Raw genomic sequence first — 17,064 nt, 5'->3', positions numbered from 1 at the left:
ATACACCTATAGGGTCGGTTCGCCAACCTTTTGGTCTTCTTCGCGGCGCGCACCCGGCGGGACGTCCCGCCGGCTACGCAGCCTCAAGCCTTCAGATACTGCTCCCGCGCCCCAAGCCACCGGGCGAGGTGCTGCATCACGACCTCGGGATACTTCTCGAGCAGAGCTGCGGCGGCCTCTCTGGCAGGCTCGATCAGCCACTGATCATTCTGGAGGTCGGCAAAGCGCAGCATGGCCGCACCCGACTGCCGCGCGCCCAGAAACTCCCCTGGGCCGCGAATTTCTAGGTCCCTACGCGCGATTTCAAACCCGTCAGTCGTCTCCCGCATGGTCTGCAAGCGCGCCCGTGCAGTCATCGACAACGGCCCGGTATAGAGCAGCACGCAAACCGACGCCGCACTGCCGCGCCCCACCCGCCCCCGCAGCTGGTGCAATTGCGCCAACCCGAACCGCTCCGCGTGTTCGATCACCATCAACGACGCGTTCGGCACATCGACCCCCACTTCAATCACCGTGGTCGCGACCAGCAACTGCACCTCGTTGCGCGTGAACGCATCCATCACCGCCGCCTTCTCGGCCGGCGCGAGACGCCCGTGCACCAGTCCGACGTTCAGTTCGGGCAACGCGGCCACCAGCGTTTCGTACGTCTCCACCGCCGTCTGCAACTGCAAGGTCTCGCTTTCCTCGATCAGCGGACACACCCAGTACACCTGCCGTCCCGTCAACGCCGCCTCACGCACACGCCCGATCACCTCTTCGCGGCGCGCGTCGGAGACCAGCTTGGTCAGAATCGGCGTGCGCCCGGGCGGTAGTTCATCAATGGTCGAGACGTCGAGGTCGGCGTAATAGGTCATCGCGAGCGTGCGCGGAATCGGCGTGGCGGACATCATCAATTGATGCGGCTGGAAATCGCGCGCGCCGTCGGCGGCGTTGCGCGCCTTGCCGCGCAAGGCAAGCCGCTGCGCCACGCCAAAGCGGTGCTGTTCGTCGACGATCACCAGCCCCAGCCGCGCAAACTCGACCGCGTCCTGAATGATCGCGTGCGTGCCGATCACGAGTTGGGCCGTGCCGAGCGCGGCCGCTTCGATCGCAGCGCGCTTTTCCTTGGTCTTCAGACTGCCGGCCAGCCACGCGACGCTCACGCCCAGCGGCTCCAGCCAGCCGCGCAATTTGCGAGCGTGCTGTTCGGCGAGAATTTCGGTCGGCGCCATCAGCGCCGCCTGGTAGCCGGCGTCGATTGCTTGCGCAGCGGCCAGCGCGGCCACGATCGTCTTGCCGCTACCGACGTCGCCCTGCAAGAGCCGCTGCATTGGATGAGGCTGCGTGAGGTCGAGCGCGATCTCGCCGCCCACGCGCTCCTGCGCGGCCGTCAGCGAAAACGGCAGCGCCTTCAGCAAACGCGCCACCAGCGCGGACTCATCGCCTTCCTTGCGACGCTGCATGGCGGGCGCCGCACGCGTGCGGCGCTCGTCATGTGCGCGCTTCAGCGACATTTGCTGCGCCAGCAGTTCTTCGAACTTGATGCGCACCCACGCCGGATGCGTGCCGTCCATCAGCGCGTTTTCATCGGCCTGCACGCCCGGATGATGCAGCGTGCGCACCGCGTCCATCAGCGCCGGCACCCCGAGCGGCTGCATATACGCCTGCGCAATCGGCTCCGGCAGCAACTCCGGCAGGGCGGTGCGTGACAACGCGTTGTCGATCGATTTGCGCAGATACGCCTGCGTCACGCCCGCGGTGCTCGGATACACCGGTGTCAGCGCCTGCGGCAGCGGCGTGTCTTCGTCGACTACGCGTACCGCCGGATGCACCATTTCCATACCGAAAAACCCGCCGCGCACGTCGCCGCGCACCCGCAACCGCGCGCCGATCGCCATCTGCTTGACCTGCGAGCCGTAGAAATTCAGAAAGCGCAGTACAAGCTCGTCGCCGGCGTCGTCGCGCAGTTTCACCAGCAACTGGCGGCGCGGGCGATAGGCGATCTCGTTGTCGAACACCACGCCTTCCGTCTGCGCGATGCCGCCCGGCAGCAGATGCCCGATCGGCGTCAGCGAGGTCTCGTCTTCATAGCGCATCGGCAGATGCAGCACCAGATCGATGTCGCGTGTGAGACCGAGTTTGGCGAGCTTGTCGACGGGTTTGGCGGCGGGCTTGGCGCCGGCTTCGGCCGCAGGCTTCCTGGTGGCTTTGCCCCCCGGTTTGCCGGCAGGCCTGTCACCGAATGGATCAACCATTTCACCTTCGCGTGCGGCCTTGTCGCTCTCCGGCGCGACACCCGCGCCAAGGTCGTTCACGTCCGCCGCCGCTGCTTTGCCCCGCGAGACGCGGCGCTTGGGCTCGGCGCTCACTTCATCGGTAACGGAGGGCAATCGGCGTTCGGACAAAGGCATGGGTTGCTTCGCAAGTACAATATCGGCTGTCAAAGGTGTCGCCGCCATATAGCGCGCGGGCTCGCGGGCCGCTCAGGCGTCCCGCAATCATAGCCGCCCGGCTCCGGCTTCGGCTCAATTCCGTCCCAATTCGCTCCCAGTCGTCCGCAATGTTTACGCTTTCCGATTTCGATTTCGATCTGCCACCCGAGCTGATCGCGCAAGTGGCGCTGCCCGAGCGCAGCGCCAGCCGTCTGCTCGAAGTAGCCAATACGGCCGATGCCACCGACGCTGCGCGCCTGATCGACCGCCGTTTTGGCGAGCTGCCCGAGTGCATCGCGGCCGGCGATCTGCTGGTCTTCAACGATACCAAAGTCCTGAAAGCGCGCTTCCTCGGCCAGAAGGCCAGTGGCGGCAAGATCGAAGTGCTGGTAGAGCGCCTCACCGGCGAGCGCACCGCGCTTGCGCAGATCCGCGCGAGCAAGAGCCCGCAGCCGGGCACCACAATTCGTCTCGCAGACGCGTTCGACGTGACGGTCGGCGAACGCGTCGAGCCGTTCTACACGCTGCATTTTCCGGACGACTGCCTGACGCTGATCGAGCAATTCGGCCGCCTGCCGCTACCGCCGTACATCGAGCACGATCCCGACTCGACTGACGAAACCCGCTACCAGACGGTGTTCGCGCAAAACCCGGGCGCGGTGGCCGCGCCCACCGCCGGTCTGCATTTCGACGACGCGCTGCTCGCGCGGCTCGACGCGAAAGGTGTGGAACGCGCGACGCTGACGCTGCACGTCGGCGCGGGCACCTTCCAGCCGGTGCGGGTGGAGAACCTGGCCGAGCACAAGATGCACAGCGAGTGGTATCACCTGCCGCAATCGCTCGCCGACAAGATTGCGGCGACGCGGGCACGCGGCAACCGCGTGATCGCGGTGGGCACGACGTCCATGCGCGCGCTCGAAGCCGCCGCGCGCGACGCGGACGCCGCAGGACGCCCGCTCGGCGCCGCCAGCACGGAAACCGACATCTTCATCACGCCGGGCTATCAATTCCGCGTGGTCGACCGGCTGGTGACCAATTTCCATTTGCCGAAGTCGACGTTGCTAATGCTGGTGTCGGCATTCGCCGGCGTCGAAACGATTCGCGAAGCGTATCGCCACGCGATCGAACAGCGTTACCGATTCTTCAGCTACGGCGACGCGATGCTGCTGACGCGCCGCGACGTCTGAAACGTGCCGTGTCGCACGGCGATATAGGGTGCGATAGCGTTGCGCGCCGGCAGCGCGCGCGGTAGTCTGCCGCTCCTTGCCGCGTTGATGTAACGGCAGCCGTTGCTGCCCTCCTGCATCCGCGTGCAGCGGCAGATCCGCGCTGCAGCTCGATTTTTCTTGACCCAGCCGCCGTGGCTTACCCGGCGGCGTTCATAATTCGCGCCGGACTGTTTTCCGGTAGCACAGGAGTAAACCCATGACCGACGGTCATACTCACGATACAACCGGTACCTGCAATACCTGCGACAGCCACGGCACCAGCGTCCACTCGCGCCCTGAAAACGGCCTCAAATTCGAACTGCTCGGCACCGACGGCCAGGCGCGGCGCGGTCGCGTCACGCTGAATCACGGTGTGGTCGAAACGCCGATCTTCATGCCGGTCGGCACCTACGGCACGGTGAAGGCCGTCCAGCCGCGCGAGCTCGAAGAAATGCACGCGCAGATCATCCTCGGCAACACGTTCCACCTGTGGCTGCGCCCGGGTCTGGAAACGATCGAGGCGCACGGCGGCCTGCACAGCTTCATGGGCTGGAAGAAACCGATCCTGACGGACTCGGGTGGTTTTCAGGTATTTTCGCTCGGCGATCTGCGCAAGATAACCGAAGATGGCGTCACGTTCGCATCGCCTATCAACGGCGACAAGCTCTTCCTGTCGCCCGAAGTGTCCATGCAGATCCAGAAGGTGCTGAACTCGGACATCGTCATGCAGTTCGACGAATGCACGCCGTACGCGACCAACAACGTGCCGACTTCGCACCAGGAGGCCGCCGATTCGATGCGCATGTCGATGCGCTGGGCCCGGCGCTCCATCGATGAATTCAACCGCCTCGGCAATCCGAACGCGTTGTTCGGCATCGTCCAGGGCGGCATGTTCGAAGACCTGCGCGACGAGTCGCTGGCCGGGCTCGCGGAGATGGATTTCCACGGTCTCGCCATTGGCGGCCTGTCCGTCGGCGAGCCGAAAGAAGACATGATGCGCGTGCTGAACCATATCGGCCCGAAGCTGCCGGCCGACAAGCCGCACTACCTGATGGGCGTCGGCACGCCGGAAGATCTGGTGGCGGGCGTCGCCGCCGGCGTCGACATGTTCGACTGCGTGATGCCGACCCGCAACGCCCGCAACGGCTGGCTCTTCACGCGTTTCGGCGACATCAAGATCCGCAATGCCGCGCACAAGAATTCGCTGCGCCCGCTCGACGAGCAATGCGGCTGCTACACCTGCCGAAATTTCACCCGCGGCTACCTGCACCATCTGCATCGTGTAGGGGAAATCCTCGGTGCGCAATTGAACACGATCCACAACCTGCACTACTACCTCGAACTGATGCAGGAAATGCGCGACGCGATCGACGCGAAGCTGTTCGAGCCCTTCCGCAAGCGCTTCCACGAGAATCGCGCGCGCGGTATCGATTAGACGGCGGTCGGCAATCAGCTGACGAATTTGCTGGAGGAATCCGTCAGCTTCGCGCGGAAAACCTTACAATTAACTTTCGTTGACGGCGAAAAAGGCTTTAAACGGTTGATCGCAAAGCCGATTCGCCGCGCCGACCCCTGCCTGGCCGGTGGTAGAATAACCGGCTGATTTTTTTGATCGTTTTGACTTATAACGGAGAGACCAACGTGTCGTTCATTTCCAATGCCTTCGCCCAAGGCACAGCAGCAGGTGGCATTGAATCGAACCTGATGAGCTTCTTGCCGCTGATCCTGATGTTCGGCGTGCTGTACTTCATCATGATTCGCCCGCAAATGAAGCGCCAGAAGGAACATCGCAACATGCTCGCCGCGATGGCCAAGGGCGATGAAGTGGTGACGAACGGCGGCATCGTCGGCAAGGTGACCAAGGTGGGTGAAGCTTACGTCGGCGTCGAAATCTCGGAAGGCACGGAAATTACCGTGCAAAAGGCGTCGGTCACGACGATTCTCCCGAAGGGCACGATCAAGTCGCTGTAAGGCCTGCTCTCTCGCGTCCGGCGCGGCCTCGCCGGCGATTCTCGCAGAACAACGCTGAATCGCCCGCGCTCATCGCCGGACGCATCGCTTCCAAGCCAACCTTCCCGTTGGACCACTCATGAATCGTTACCCCCTCTGGAAATATGCCGTGATGCTGGTGGCTCTGGTCATCGGCCTCGTGTACACGCTGCCCAATCTGTACGGCGAAGCGCCGGCGGTGCAGGTGTCGAGCGGCAAGGCAACGGTCAAGCTCGACTCGACCACGCTGTCGGCAGTCGAAGCGACGCTCGCTGCCAATCAGATCAAGCCTGACGAAGTCACGTTCGACAATTCGTCGCTCAACGCGAACATCCGCGTGCGCGTGCCTGACACCGACACGCAATTGCGCGTGAAGGACCTGCTGCAGAAGTCGCTGGACAGCGATCCGACCGATCCGCAATACGTCGTTGCACTGAATCTGCAAAGCGCGTCGCCACGCTGGCTGACTGCCCTGCATGCGTTGCCGATGTACCTCGGTCTGGACTTGCGCGGTGGCGTGCACTTCCTGCTGCAGGTCGACATGGCCGGCGCGCTGAACAAGAAGCTCGACTCCGACGCATCGGATGCACGCACCATGCTGCGTGACAACAACATCCGCGACGGCGGCGTGAACCGCGTCAACCAGACGGTGGTGATCAATTTCGCCGACCAGGCGACGGCAGACGCGGCAACCAAGCAACTGAGCCGCGGCATCAGTGAACTCCAGTGGGCCTCGCAAACCAACCCGGACGGCGGTGTTCAACTGGTCGGCACGTTCACGCCGGCGGTGCAGAAAGCCGTGCAGGACGCCGCGCTCAAGCAGAACATCACCACGCTGCATAACCGCGTGAACGAACTCGGCGTGGCCGAGCCGGTGATCCAGCAGCAAGGCTCGGACCGTATCGTCGTAGAACTGCCGGGTGTGCAGGACACGGCGAAGGCGAAGGACATCATCGGCCGCACGGCAACGCTCGAAGCGCGCCTCGCCGATCCGGTCAACACGCATCCGAACCCATCGGATCCGGTACCGCCGGGCGACGAACTGTTCACGCAGGGCAACCAGACGCCGGTACTACTGCGCAAGCAGATCATCTTCACGGGTGACCGCATCATCGACGCGTCTGCGGGCTTCGACGAACATCAGCGTCCGTCGGTCAACATCCGCCTGGATTCGGCGGGTGGCCGCGCGGTGCGCAGCGTGTCGCGCGACAACATCGGCAAGCCGATGGCAATGGTGCTGTTCGAAAAGGGCAACGGCGAAGTGCTGACGGTGGCGACCATCCAGTCTGAATTGGGCGACCGCTTCCAGATCACCGGCCAGGCCACGCCGCAAGGCGCCGCCGACCTCGCGCTGCTGCTGCGCGCCGGTTCGCTGGCAGCGCCAATGGACATCATCGAAGAACGCACGATCGGTCCGAGCCTCGGCGCGGACAACATCAATAAGGGCTTCCATTCGGTGGTGTGGGGCTTCGTGGCGATCGCCGTGTTCATGATCGCGTACTACATGCTGTTCGGTGTGATCTCGATGATCGGCCTGTCGGTCAATCTGCTGCTGCTGATCGCCGTGCTGTCCATGTTGCAGGCCACGCTCACCTTGCCGGGTATCGCCGCTATCGCGCTCGCGCTCGGTATGGCGATCGACGCGAACGTGCTGATCAACGAACGTATTCGGGAAGAACTGCGCCACGGCGCACCGCCGCAACTGGCGATCCAGAACGGCTACGCGCATGCATGGGCGACGATTCTCGACTCGAACGTCACCACGCTGATCGCCGGCCTCGCGCTGCTCGCCTTCGGCTCCGGCCCGGTGCGCGGCTTCGCGATGGTCCACTGTATCGGCATCTTGACGTCGATGTTCTCGGCTGTGTTCTTCTCGCGCGGTATCGTCAACTTCTGGTACGGCGGCAAGAAGAAGCTCAAGTCGCTGGCCATCGGTCAGGTGTGGCGTCCGCAACCGGAAGGTATCGACGGCGCTGCCGCCTACCTCGGTAACGACGACGCTGCGACCGACACCGCACGAGCCGTCGCTGCCGCGAGCGCCAAGCCGAAGGCAAAAGCTGCAAAAGCGGCTGCTGGCCAGGCGCGTGCCAAACCGACCGTGCGCCGTCGCGACGCGTCTAATACGCCGCAGAAACCGGGTTCATCCCGCTGAGTCCCGGAGAACAAGACCATGGAATTTTTCCGTTTTCGCAAAGACATTCCGTTCATGCGGCATGCGTTGATTTTCAACGTAATCTCGCTGCTGACGTTCGTCGCTGCTGTGTTTTTCCTGCTGCACCGCGGGCTGCATCTGTCGGTGGAATTCACCGGCGGTACCGTCGTCGAAGTGCAGTATCCGGGTGCCGCGCCGCTCGATCCGGTGCGTAACACGCTCAACAAGCTCGGCTATCCCGACGCGCAAGTGCAGAACTTCGGCACCTCGCGCGACGTGCTGATCCGTCTGCCGCTCAAGCAAGGCTATACCTCGGCGCAACAGAGCGACCAGGTAATGGGTGCGCTGAAGGGGCAGGATCCGCAGGTGCAGTTGCAACGCGTCGAGTTCGTCGGCCCGCAGGTCGGCAAGGAACTCGCGACCGACGGCCTGATGGCGCTGGCGTGCGTGGTGATCGGTATCGTGATCTACCTGTCGTTCCGCTTCGAATGGAAGTACGCCGTGGCCGGCGTGATCGCGAACTTGCACGACGTGATCATCATTCTCGGCTTCTTCGCGTTCTTCCAGTGGGAGTTCTCGCTGTCGGTGCTGGCGGCGGTGCTCGCGGTGCTCGGCTATTCGGTGAACGAATCCGTCGTTATTTTCGACCGGATTCGCGAGACCTTCCGTCGCGAACGCAAGATGACCGTGACCGAGGTGATCAACCACGCGATCACCAGCACGATGTCGCGAACCATCATCACCCACGGCTGTACGCAGATGATGGTGCTGTCGATGTTCCTCTTCGGCGGCCCGACACTGCATTACTTCGCGCTGGCGCTGACGGTCGGTATTCTGTTCGGCATCTACTCGTCAGTGTTCGTCGCGGCGGCGCTCGCCATGTGGCTCGGCGTGAAGCGCGAAGATCTGATAAAGGACAAGAAGGAACGTACCGACCCGGACGACCCGAACGCAGGCGCGCAAGTTTGAGCTTGCTGTAGGCAGACCTCGCAATGAAAAAGGCCGGTTCTCACGAACCGGCCTTTTACGTTTACCGCCTTTGCCGTGCTGCGCTGTTGCGCTCTCCGCGCGCCCTACACACTCGCCGAACGCTATCGCTCAGCAGGTACAGCAGGACCACGCGGCAACGCGTTAGCGGAACCCAAGCTTACGCCGCGCCGCCATCAGCGCCACGAGACTGATGGCCGCCGCAAAAATCATGTAGTAGCTCGGCGCGGCCTTCGACCCCGTGAAGCTGATCAGCCACGCGATGATGAACGGCCCAAAGCCGCCGAAGATCGTCACGGCGATGTTATAGGCGAGCGACATGCCGGTCGTGCGCGTTTGCACCGGGAACATCTCCGAGAGCAAACCCGGGAGCGCCGCGAAGTAGCCTGTCATCAAAAAGCCGAACACGATCTGCAGCGCAATTAGCGTGCCGAAGGTCGGATGCGCGACCAGATACACGAACGCCGGATTGATCAGCACGAGAAGCAACAGCGCCGATACCAGCATGATCGTGGTGCGCCCGTGGCGGTCCGACAGATGGCCGACCAGCGGAGAAAACACCATCTGAATCACACCGGTCAACGCAATCGCGGCGAACGCGACCGACGGCGCCAGCCCCAATTGCTTCACGCCGTAAGTCGGCATGAACAGCACCAGATACGTCGACACGGTACCGAGCACCACCACGCCAATCGCAATCACGAGGCGCAGCTTCTGGCTGGTGAAGGTGTCGCGCAGCGGCGTGGTGGTCGTTTCCGCCGCGAGGAACTCAGGCGTTTCGTCGAGTTTGGTGCGGATGTACCACGCAACCGGCCCGATCAGAAGACCAAAGAAGAACGGCACGCGCCAGCCCCACGAGGCCATCTGCTCCGGGGACAGCTTGCCGGTCAGCACCACACCGAAGACGGCCGCGAGCAGCGTGGTGAGCCCCTGGCTTGCGACCTGCCAGCTGGCGAAGAAACCACGCCGCCCCGGCACGTGTTCCGCGAGAAAAGCTGTGGCACTGCCGAACTCGCCGCCCGCCGAAAAGCCTTGCATCAGACGCGCCATCACGAGAATCACGGGCGCGGCAATGCCAATGCTCCGATACGTCGGCAGAACCGCGATGATCAGCGTGCCGCACATCATCAGCAGGATCGACAGCGTGAGCGCCGCTTTGCGTCCGGCGCGGTCGGCGTAGGCGCCGATCACGATCGCGCCGAGCGGCCGCATGAAGAACGACACGCCGAAGGTGCCGAGCGTCAGCAGCAGCGAGACGGTGTCGTTGCCCGCCGGGAAAAACAGCTTCGCGATGATGACCGCGAAAAAGCCGTACACCACCAGATCGAACCATTCCAGCGCGTTGCCGATCGAGGCGGCGACCACCGCGCGCCACGAATTGCGCCGGCTTCCCGCCAGGCTTGCCGCTGTCGTTGCATTCATGCAGATCTCCAATGCGCGCGAAATATTATTAATGTAGGCTTTGCGCCCCGACTTTGCCGAACTGGTTGCGCGCACAACCAATACGGGGTCAGCGCTCTATGTACCTGAAAAATAAAAACGAGGCGAGCGGCAAATAGGCAATGGCTACAGCATAGGGCTTCCGGCGCTTCAAGCACGCAATAAAAAACCGCTTCATCGCAAAAGCGAACGAAGCGGTTTTTTTGTTGCAACGCAACGGCCGCGCCATGAGCGGCATGAAATACGAGTATGCAGAAGGCTCGCTAAAGCGCTTATTGCTTGATGCCTTCAGCTTGAATATGCAGCTTGGTATCCATGTTGAAGCCGTACTTCGCACCGAAATCCATGCCGTAATCGTTGCGGTTGAAATGCGCGCTCGCTTCCACGCCGCACACTTCGCGCTTGAGCACCGGGTGCTGCATGCACTTGAACGATTCGATCGTCAGGTTCAGCGGCTTGGTCACGCCGCGGATCGTCAGGCTGCCGATCACTTCGACCGGCTTATCGCCGTCGAACTTGATATCTGTGCCCTTATACGTCACCGTCGGATACTTGGTCACGTCGAAGAACGCGTCCGTCTTCAGATGCTCGTCGAGCTTGCTGTTGCCGGTTATGACCGAAGCCGGGTCGACCGTGACGTCCACCGTGCCGGTTTTCGCCGCGCGGTCGAGCGTGACCGAGCCCGAACTCTTGGTGAACTTGCCGCGCCACACCGAGAGGCCACCGAAGTGATCCGCCTCGAAGCTCGGATACGTGTGGGTCGGGTCGAGCTGATAGGTGTCCGCTGCGGCAAACGCGCCGAGCGAGAAAGAAGCAGCCAATGCGCCGACGGCGATCAATAGGGATGTTTTCAATTCATGCTCCTTATGTTTCTGCAATACCTGAAGGAAAGCGGCTGCGCCCAAAGCGCGCAGCGAACGTCACCTGTGTGCTGCAACGATATGAAACTTGATCACCACTTCATCGGCGACCACCGAGGTGTCTTTCCATTCGCCGGTGCCGATGTCGAATTGCGAGCGCTTGATCGGCAACGACCCGTCGAAGGTCTGAGTCGCGCCCTGCTGGGTGACCGTGACCGGCACCACGACGGTCTGCGATTTACCCTTGATGGTCAGCTTGCCGGTGACCTTGAACTGATTACCGCCGGCCGGCGCAATCGCGCTCGACACGAAGTTGGCAGTCGGATAGGTCTTCGCGTCGAACCAGTCCTTCCCGCGCACCTGGTCGTTGTAGCTATCGTCGCCGAGATCGTAGCTGCCGACGTCGATACTGAACTGCGCGCTGCCGTCGGCCGGTTTTGCCGGATCGAATTTCACCTGTGCGGTGAATTTACCGAACTTGCCTTCCACCGGCACGTTCATCTGCTTCGACGTTGCCGTCACCGAGCTCTTCGTGACGTCGACCTGCGCGAGCGCGCTGCCGGCCGCGGTCAGCGAGGCCGCCGCGAACGCGGCGAGCATGTAGCGATAAAACGAAATTTTCATGGTTGTCCTTATTTGATGAAAGGGAGCATGCGCGACAGCAGGCCGTCGCGGTCCAGCCATTGATGCTTGAGCGCCGCCGCGACATGCAGCGCGACCAGCACGAGCAAGGTGTAATTCAACGCGATATGCACGTTCTTCAGCAGTTCCTTGAGATGCGGGTCCGGTGCGATCAGGCGCGGCAGCGGAATCAGGCCGAGGTACACCACCGGCACGTTGGCCGCCGAGCTATACAGATAGCCCGAGGCGGGAATCACGATCATCAGCACGTAGAGCAGCAGATGTGTGAGATGCGCGGCGCCGCGCTGCCAGGCCGGCATGCGGCGCGGCATCGGCGGACCCGCATGGGTGGCGCGCCACAGAATGCGCAGCACGGCGAGCGCGAACACCGTCACGCCGATCCACTTGTGGTACGAAAAGTAGCGCAGCTTGGTGGGCGTGAAGCCGGGGATGTCGGTCATCACCCAACCGAGCGCGAAGCCGCACACGATCAGCAGCGCGATCAGCCAGTGAAAGGCGATGGCAGTCCGCGTATACGACTCGCGGCCACCGAATGAAGGATTGAGTGCCATGACAGGTCAACGCAAGCTAAGAGAGGTTAACGGCGCAGCCGGCCCTGCTATTCCACGCTGCCCATGCAGGCCGCATCGTGCGACTCGATAGAAAGCGTGGTGGCTGCGGCACACGCCAAGGCCGCCATGCTACCGCAAGCGGAAAAAGCTGGCAGCGCTTGCCCGGAATGCCGCCCGGCCGAAAGTTTTTATGCGCACAGAATGGTATTGAACAATTGGGGACGAATGGTGTCAGAAGTGAGCATTTTTGTGTAAGACTAGTCCTGATTCCGACGCCGCCCGGTTCACCGGTTGCGCCGGGTGCAATGGCCGGCCCGGCGGCGAAGCGCGTTTGGTACTATTGCTCCACGCTTTCTCGCGGCCTGCCCTGAAACCGGCATTGCATGCTTCCCCTCACGTCGTTCGCCCTTCTGCCGTATGGAACATGACAACCTGATCGCGTGCCATGAATGCGATGCGCTGTTCCGCAAGCCCCGGCTTGTCGGGCGGGCGGTCGCACGCTGTCCGCGCTGCGGCGCGACGCTCTATCGCGGCATCTCCCGCAAGCTCGACAATATCTGTGCGATGACGCTGGCCGCGCTGATCACCTTCGTGATCGCCCAGGCCTTCCCGATCGTCGAACTCGAAACCAGCGGCATCACCTCGCAAACCACACTGTTCGGCGCGCTCATCGCGCTGTGGGGTGAGGACATGCAGATCGTCGCGGTCATGGTGTTCTGCTCGACCATTCTGTTCCCGCTGACCGAGCTGGTCGCGCTGCTCTACGTGCTGATCCCGCTGCGCGCCGGGTACGTGCCGCCCGCCTTCAACCGCGTATTGCGCGCGATTCAATTCGTGCGGCCGTGGGGCATGATCGAAGTGTTCATGCTCGGCGTGCTGATCACCATCGTGAAGATGGTGAGTCTCGCGCGCGTGATTCCCGAAGCAGCGCTATTCGCGTTCGGCGTGCTGACGCTGATGATCGCGGTGGTCCTCACGTTCGATCCGCGCGTGCTGTGGGACCTCGCCGACGAAATGGCCGATCCCAGCCAGAAACCGCTGCCGCGCACCTCCGCGGACAGTGCGGCGGTGGCCGTCAACTCGCTGCTCGAGCCTCCCCCGCCGCCTGACGTGCAAGGCGCGGCCCAATCCGCATTGCCGCCGGGCGCACCACCGGCGCCGCATCAGGGATGAGCGCACGATGAAATACGTGACCGCGAAGCGCGCGGGTCTGGTCGCTTGCCATGCGTGCGGACGTGTCGAGCCGCGTATCCGCTCCGTTACGCCGCAGCACTGCGGACGCTGCGGCGCAACCCTTCACTCGCGCCACCCCGATAGCCTGATGCGCACGTGGGCACTCCTGATCGCCGCAGCCTTGCTGTATATTCCCGCGAATCTGCTGCCGGTGATGCATACGTCCTCGTTGCTCGGTTCGGAAGACGACACCATCATGAGCGGTGTCGTGTACTTCTGGACCTCGGGCGACTGGCCCTTGGCCGTGATCGTGTTCATCGCCAGCATCATGGTGCCGATGCTCAAGCTCAGCGTGCTGGTGCTGCTCACCGCCACCGCGCAGCGCCGCTCGCGCTGGCGGCCGGATCAGCGCACCACGCTGTACCGGATGGTCGAAAAGATCGGGCGCTGGTCGATGCTCGACGTGTTCGTCGTCACGCTGACCGTCGCGCTGGTGCGTTTCAAATCGCTTGCTGTGATCACGGCCGGCCCGGGCGCAATTGCCTTCGGCTCAGTGGTGATTCTGACGATGATGGCATCCATGCAATTCGATCCACGGCTCATCTGGGACAACGTGGAAGGCAGTACTCAAAAACCTCAGGACCTCGACCATGACTAGCCCGCAAGGACCGACGCCCGCATCCGATGCGCCGCGCAACGATTCGAACGGACCGAAGCTGCCGCCCCAACTGCCAGACCCCGACATCGAGCCGCGCCGCCGCTGGCTGCCCTCGCTCGTCTGGGTGATTCCGCTGATCGCCGCGCTGATCGGCATCGCGCTCGTGGTCAAGTCGGTGACCGAACGAGGCCCGACCATCACAATCACGTTCACCAGCGCCGAAGGCCTCGAGCCCGGCAAGACCAAGGTCAAGTACAAGGACGTCGACGTCGGCTCGGTGAAGACCATCACGCTGTCGAAGGATCTGTCGCACGTGCTGGTTCAGGTGCAGTTGACCAAGGAAGGCGAAGACTTCGCCGTCAAGGATTCGCGCTTCTGGGTGGTGCGCCCGCGCATCGGCGCGAGCGGCGTATCCGGACTGACTACGCTGCTCTCGGGTGCATACATTGGCGCGGACGCCGGCCATTCCCCGGACACCGAGAAAAACTTCGTCGGCCTCGAAACGCCGCCGCCTATTACGGGCGACCAGAAGGGCCACCAGTTCATCCTGCATGGCGATTCGCTCGGCTCGATCGACATCGGCTCACCGATTTTCTACCGGCGCGTGCAGGTCGGCCAGGTGGTCGGCTTTTCGCTCGACAAGGACGGCACCGGCGTGACGATGCAGGTGTTCGTATCGGCGCCATTCGACCAGTACGTCGGCACCAATTCGCGCTGGTGGCATGCGAGCGGCGTCGACTTGCGGCTCGACTCGAGCGGCTTCAAGCTGAATACGCAGTCGCTTGCGACGGTGATTGTCGGCGGCCTGTCGTTCCAGTCCCCGCCGGGCCAGGGCGTGGGCGCGCAGGCGCCGAACAACATGACGTTCCGCCTCGGCTCGGATGAACAGGACGCGATGCGCGAACCGGACGGCGTGCCGTTGCGTGTGGTCATGAACTTCAATCAGTCGCTGCGTGGGTTGTCGGTCGGCGCGACGGTCGATTTCCGCGGCATCGTGCTGGGCCAGGTGACCAACATCGGCATCGACTACGATCCGAAGACGCGCAGCTTCACGATGCCGGTGACGATGAACCTGTATCCGGACCGCCTCGGCAAGCGCTTCCGCGAAACCGCACCGACGCCGGGCAGCATGGCGGGTCAAGTCCTGCTGCAACAGCTCGTCAAGCATGGCCTGCGCGGCCAGTTGCGCACCGGCAATCTGATTACGAGCCAGTTGTACGTGGCGCTCGATATCTTCCCGAAAGCGCCGCCGGCCACGGTGGACGTAACGGGCGATCCGCTCGAGTTGCCGACCATTCCGAACTCGCTCGACGAACTGCAGGTGCAGGTTGCCGACATTGCGAAGAAACTCGACAAGGTGCCGTTCGACCAGATCGGTTCGAACCTGAACAGCGCGTTGGAGAATGCCGACCAGCTGTTCACGCGACTCGACAAGGAAGTCGTGCCGGAGGCGCGCGACACTCTGGCCGCGGCGAAGCAGACCTTTGGTTCGGCCGAGGCGACGTTGCAGCAGGACTCGCCGTTGCAGTCGGACGTTCATCAGGCGTTGCAGGAACTGACACGCACGTTGCAGTCGCTGAATGCGCTGTCGGATTATCTGGAGCGTCATCCGGAATCGTTGTTGCGCGGTAAACCAGGAGATAAACCATGATGTTTGCCCGGCTCCCCCGCCCGCCGCGCGGGCTTGTTCGTGGCGCTGTTTATGTCGGCGCTCTGGCCGGACTGGTGGCGCTGGCGGCGTGTTCGTCGCCGAGCAGCCGCTTTTATACGCTCGGCGCGGATGGTGCGCCTGCTGGCTCCGCGGCGCCGGTTAGCGCCCGGACGTCGGCTGCGCCGGCGTGGCTGATCGAAGTCGCGCCGATCGATGTGCCGCCGCAGGTGGCGAAGAATCAGCTTGTGGTGCAGACGGGACCAACACAGGTCAAGGTGCTCGAAGATGAGCGTTGGGCTTCGTTGCCGGGTGACGAGATTCGCCGGGCGTTGTCGACCAGTCTGACGCAGCAACTGGGCACGATCGATGTGTATGGCACGTCGTATCCGGATACGACGCCGGTGTACCGGGTCAGCATGAACGTGCAGCGGTTCGAGTCATGGCCGGGGTCGCATGCGTTGATCGATGCGGTTTGGAGTGTGCGGGCTGTGCGCAGTACGGCTGTGATGACCTGTCGGAGTGTGGTGAGTCAGCCCGTTAGCGGCGGCTATGATGCGCTTGTTGATGGGCATCGGGTCGCGTTGCAGCGGATTGCTTTGCAGGTTGCAACTGCTGTGCAGGCAATGGCCGCTGCCGCTCCTAAGGGTGGCTCCGCCGGGAAAGGGGCTGGTTTTGTTGTGCCGGCATGTCCAGCTGCTGTTACGACGGCTGCCGCGGGTAGTTGATGAAGGTTTTTTTGCCTGCTCGGCGCTTTCTGTCTGTATGCCTATGGCGTTGGCCTTTCCTTGTTTTCTTAGTGGTCTATTAGCGTTGCCCCTGTGCGGGGCGGGCACCTACTTTTCTTTGCCTGCCGCAAAGAAAAGTAGGCAAAAGAAAGCGGCTCAAACCGCTAACTCTTAAGCGGGTCCCCTGGCTTGGAGGGGATAGTGGAGCATCTGGAATCTGTGCCCTTGCACATTCGGCGCACGTGACAAAGCAGTCATACTTCCGGCGGCGCTGCGCGCGCCGAAGAGCAAATCTTAAAACCGCCCGCTGCGTTTGGGCTGTCGAGTTTTGACCCGCACCGTAACTCGTCATTGCATCGCCACTGCGAGTGTGACAGATCGAGATCTCCATTGAAGCGGGACTCGCCCATGAGTGCAGAGACGCCTCGCCGAGGCAAAGCCGATGGCTCCCACCGCCCATGAACGAAGCCCTTGGTTTCCCTGGCAGACCCATCCGCGACGCACGCAGTGCGGAGTGGGAGCTGATGACTCCTTTGTCACTGACGCTAAAGGTGCGAGAGCACGGATTCCAGATGCACCACTACCCCCTCCAAGCCAGGGGACCCACTTAAGAATTA

General features: G+C 62.8%; 14 protein-coding genes. 9 read left to right on the top strand and 5 right to left on the bottom strand.

Annotated elements, in window-relative coordinates; translation table 11 throughout:
- Positions 1–83: 83 nt before the first annotated feature.
- A complete protein-coding gene (gene recG, locus PQQ96_RS18305; protein ID WP_408294573.1) occupies positions 84–2,390 on the bottom strand; it encodes an ATP-dependent DNA helicase RecG in 2,307 nt (768 codons plus the stop codon).
- Between the two features lie 149 nt (positions 2,391–2,539).
- Between recG and queA the strand changes: the two genes are divergently transcribed.
- The 5 genes from queA (at position 2,540) to secF (ending at position 8,729) form a co-directional block, all read left to right on the top strand.
- Complete coding sequence (gene queA, locus PQQ96_RS18300) at positions 2,540–3,598, top strand: tRNA preQ1(34) S-adenosylmethionine ribosyltransferase-isomerase QueA (RefSeq protein ID WP_408294570.1); 1,059 nt, start codon at positions 2,540–2,542, stop codon at positions 3,596–3,598.
- Positions 3,599–3,836: 238 nt separating this feature from the next.
- On the top strand, positions 3,837–5,054 hold the full coding sequence (tgt, locus tag PQQ96_RS18295; protein WP_408294568.1) for a tRNA guanosine(34) transglycosylase Tgt: 1,218 nt from the start codon (positions 3,837–3,839) through the stop codon (positions 5,052–5,054).
- A 206-nt stretch (positions 5,055–5,260) separates the two neighbouring features.
- On the top strand, positions 5,261–5,590 hold the full coding sequence (yajC, locus tag PQQ96_RS18290; protein WP_020069679.1) for a preprotein translocase subunit YajC: 330 nt from the start codon (positions 5,261–5,263) through the stop codon (positions 5,588–5,590).
- Positions 5,591–5,708: 118 nt separating this feature from the next.
- Complete coding sequence (gene secD / locus PQQ96_RS18285) at positions 5,709–7,760, top strand: protein translocase subunit SecD (RefSeq protein WP_408294566.1); 2,052 nt, start codon at positions 5,709–5,711, stop codon at positions 7,758–7,760.
- Between the two features lie 18 nt (positions 7,761–7,778).
- Complete coding sequence (secF, locus tag PQQ96_RS18280) at positions 7,779–8,729, top strand: protein translocase subunit SecF (protein WP_408294563.1); 951 nt, start codon at positions 7,779–7,781, stop codon at positions 8,727–8,729.
- A 162-nt stretch (positions 8,730–8,891) separates the two neighbouring features.
- Here secF and PQQ96_RS18275 read toward each other — a convergent pair whose 3' ends face one another.
- From PQQ96_RS18275 to PQQ96_RS18260, 4 genes are all read right to left on the bottom strand, one after another.
- Entirely contained in the window at positions 8,892–10,169 is a 1,278-nt protein-coding gene (locus tag PQQ96_RS18275) for an MFS transporter (RefSeq protein WP_408294561.1), read from the bottom strand.
- 290 nt (positions 10,170–10,459) lie between these two features.
- A complete protein-coding gene (locus PQQ96_RS18270) occupies positions 10,460–11,041 on the bottom strand; it encodes a YceI family protein (protein WP_408294558.1) in 582 nt (193 codons plus the stop codon).
- 66 nt (positions 11,042–11,107) lie between these two features.
- Positions 11,108–11,671 (bottom strand): YceI family protein, encoded by a 564-nt coding sequence (locus PQQ96_RS18265; protein WP_408294555.1) that lies wholly within the window; start codon positions 11,669–11,671, stop codon positions 11,108–11,110.
- 8 nt (positions 11,672–11,679) lie between these two features.
- Positions 11,680–12,240 carry a cytochrome b gene (locus PQQ96_RS18260; protein WP_408294553.1) on the bottom strand — a complete coding sequence of 187 codons (561 nt, stop codon included), beginning with the start codon at positions 12,238–12,240 and terminating at the stop codon, positions 11,680–11,682.
- Positions 12,241–12,657: 417 nt separating this feature from the next.
- Here PQQ96_RS18260 and PQQ96_RS18255 point away from each other — a divergent pair, with 417 nt between their 5' ends.
- Genes PQQ96_RS18255 through PQQ96_RS18240 form a run of 4 tightly spaced genes read left to right on the top strand, consistent with a single transcriptional unit; the run spans position 12,658 to position 16,447 of the window.
- Positions 12,658–13,413, top strand: coding sequence for a paraquat-inducible protein A (locus PQQ96_RS18255; protein ID WP_408294551.1), 756 nt, complete (start codon positions 12,658–12,660; stop codon positions 13,411–13,413).
- A 7-nt stretch (positions 13,414–13,420) separates the two neighbouring features.
- Positions 13,421–14,071, top strand: a complete 651-nt coding sequence (locus tag PQQ96_RS18250) for a paraquat-inducible protein A (RefSeq protein ID WP_408294548.1) — start codon at positions 13,421–13,423, stop codon at positions 14,069–14,071.
- Positions 14,064–15,722, top strand: a complete 1,659-nt coding sequence (locus PQQ96_RS18245) for a PqiB family protein (RefSeq protein ID WP_408294545.1) — start codon at positions 14,064–14,066, stop codon at positions 15,720–15,722. The genes PQQ96_RS18250 and PQQ96_RS18245 overlap by 8 nt, the downstream gene beginning before the upstream one ends.
- The gene (locus PQQ96_RS18240) at positions 15,719–16,447 is read left to right on the top strand and encodes a PqiC family protein (RefSeq protein WP_408294542.1); all 729 of its coding nucleotides are present in this window, start codon (positions 15,719–15,721) and stop codon (positions 16,445–16,447) included. Before PQQ96_RS18245 ends, PQQ96_RS18240 begins: the two co-directional genes overlap by 4 nt.
- Positions 16,448–17,064 lie beyond the last annotated feature (617 nt).

The organism is Paraburkholderia sediminicola (assembly GCF_046027825.1).
Taxonomy (GTDB): domain Bacteria; phylum Pseudomonadota; class Gammaproteobacteria; order Burkholderiales; family Burkholderiaceae; genus Paraburkholderia; species Paraburkholderia sediminicola_D.
This window is presented reverse-complemented; position numbering and strand designations above follow the sequence as displayed.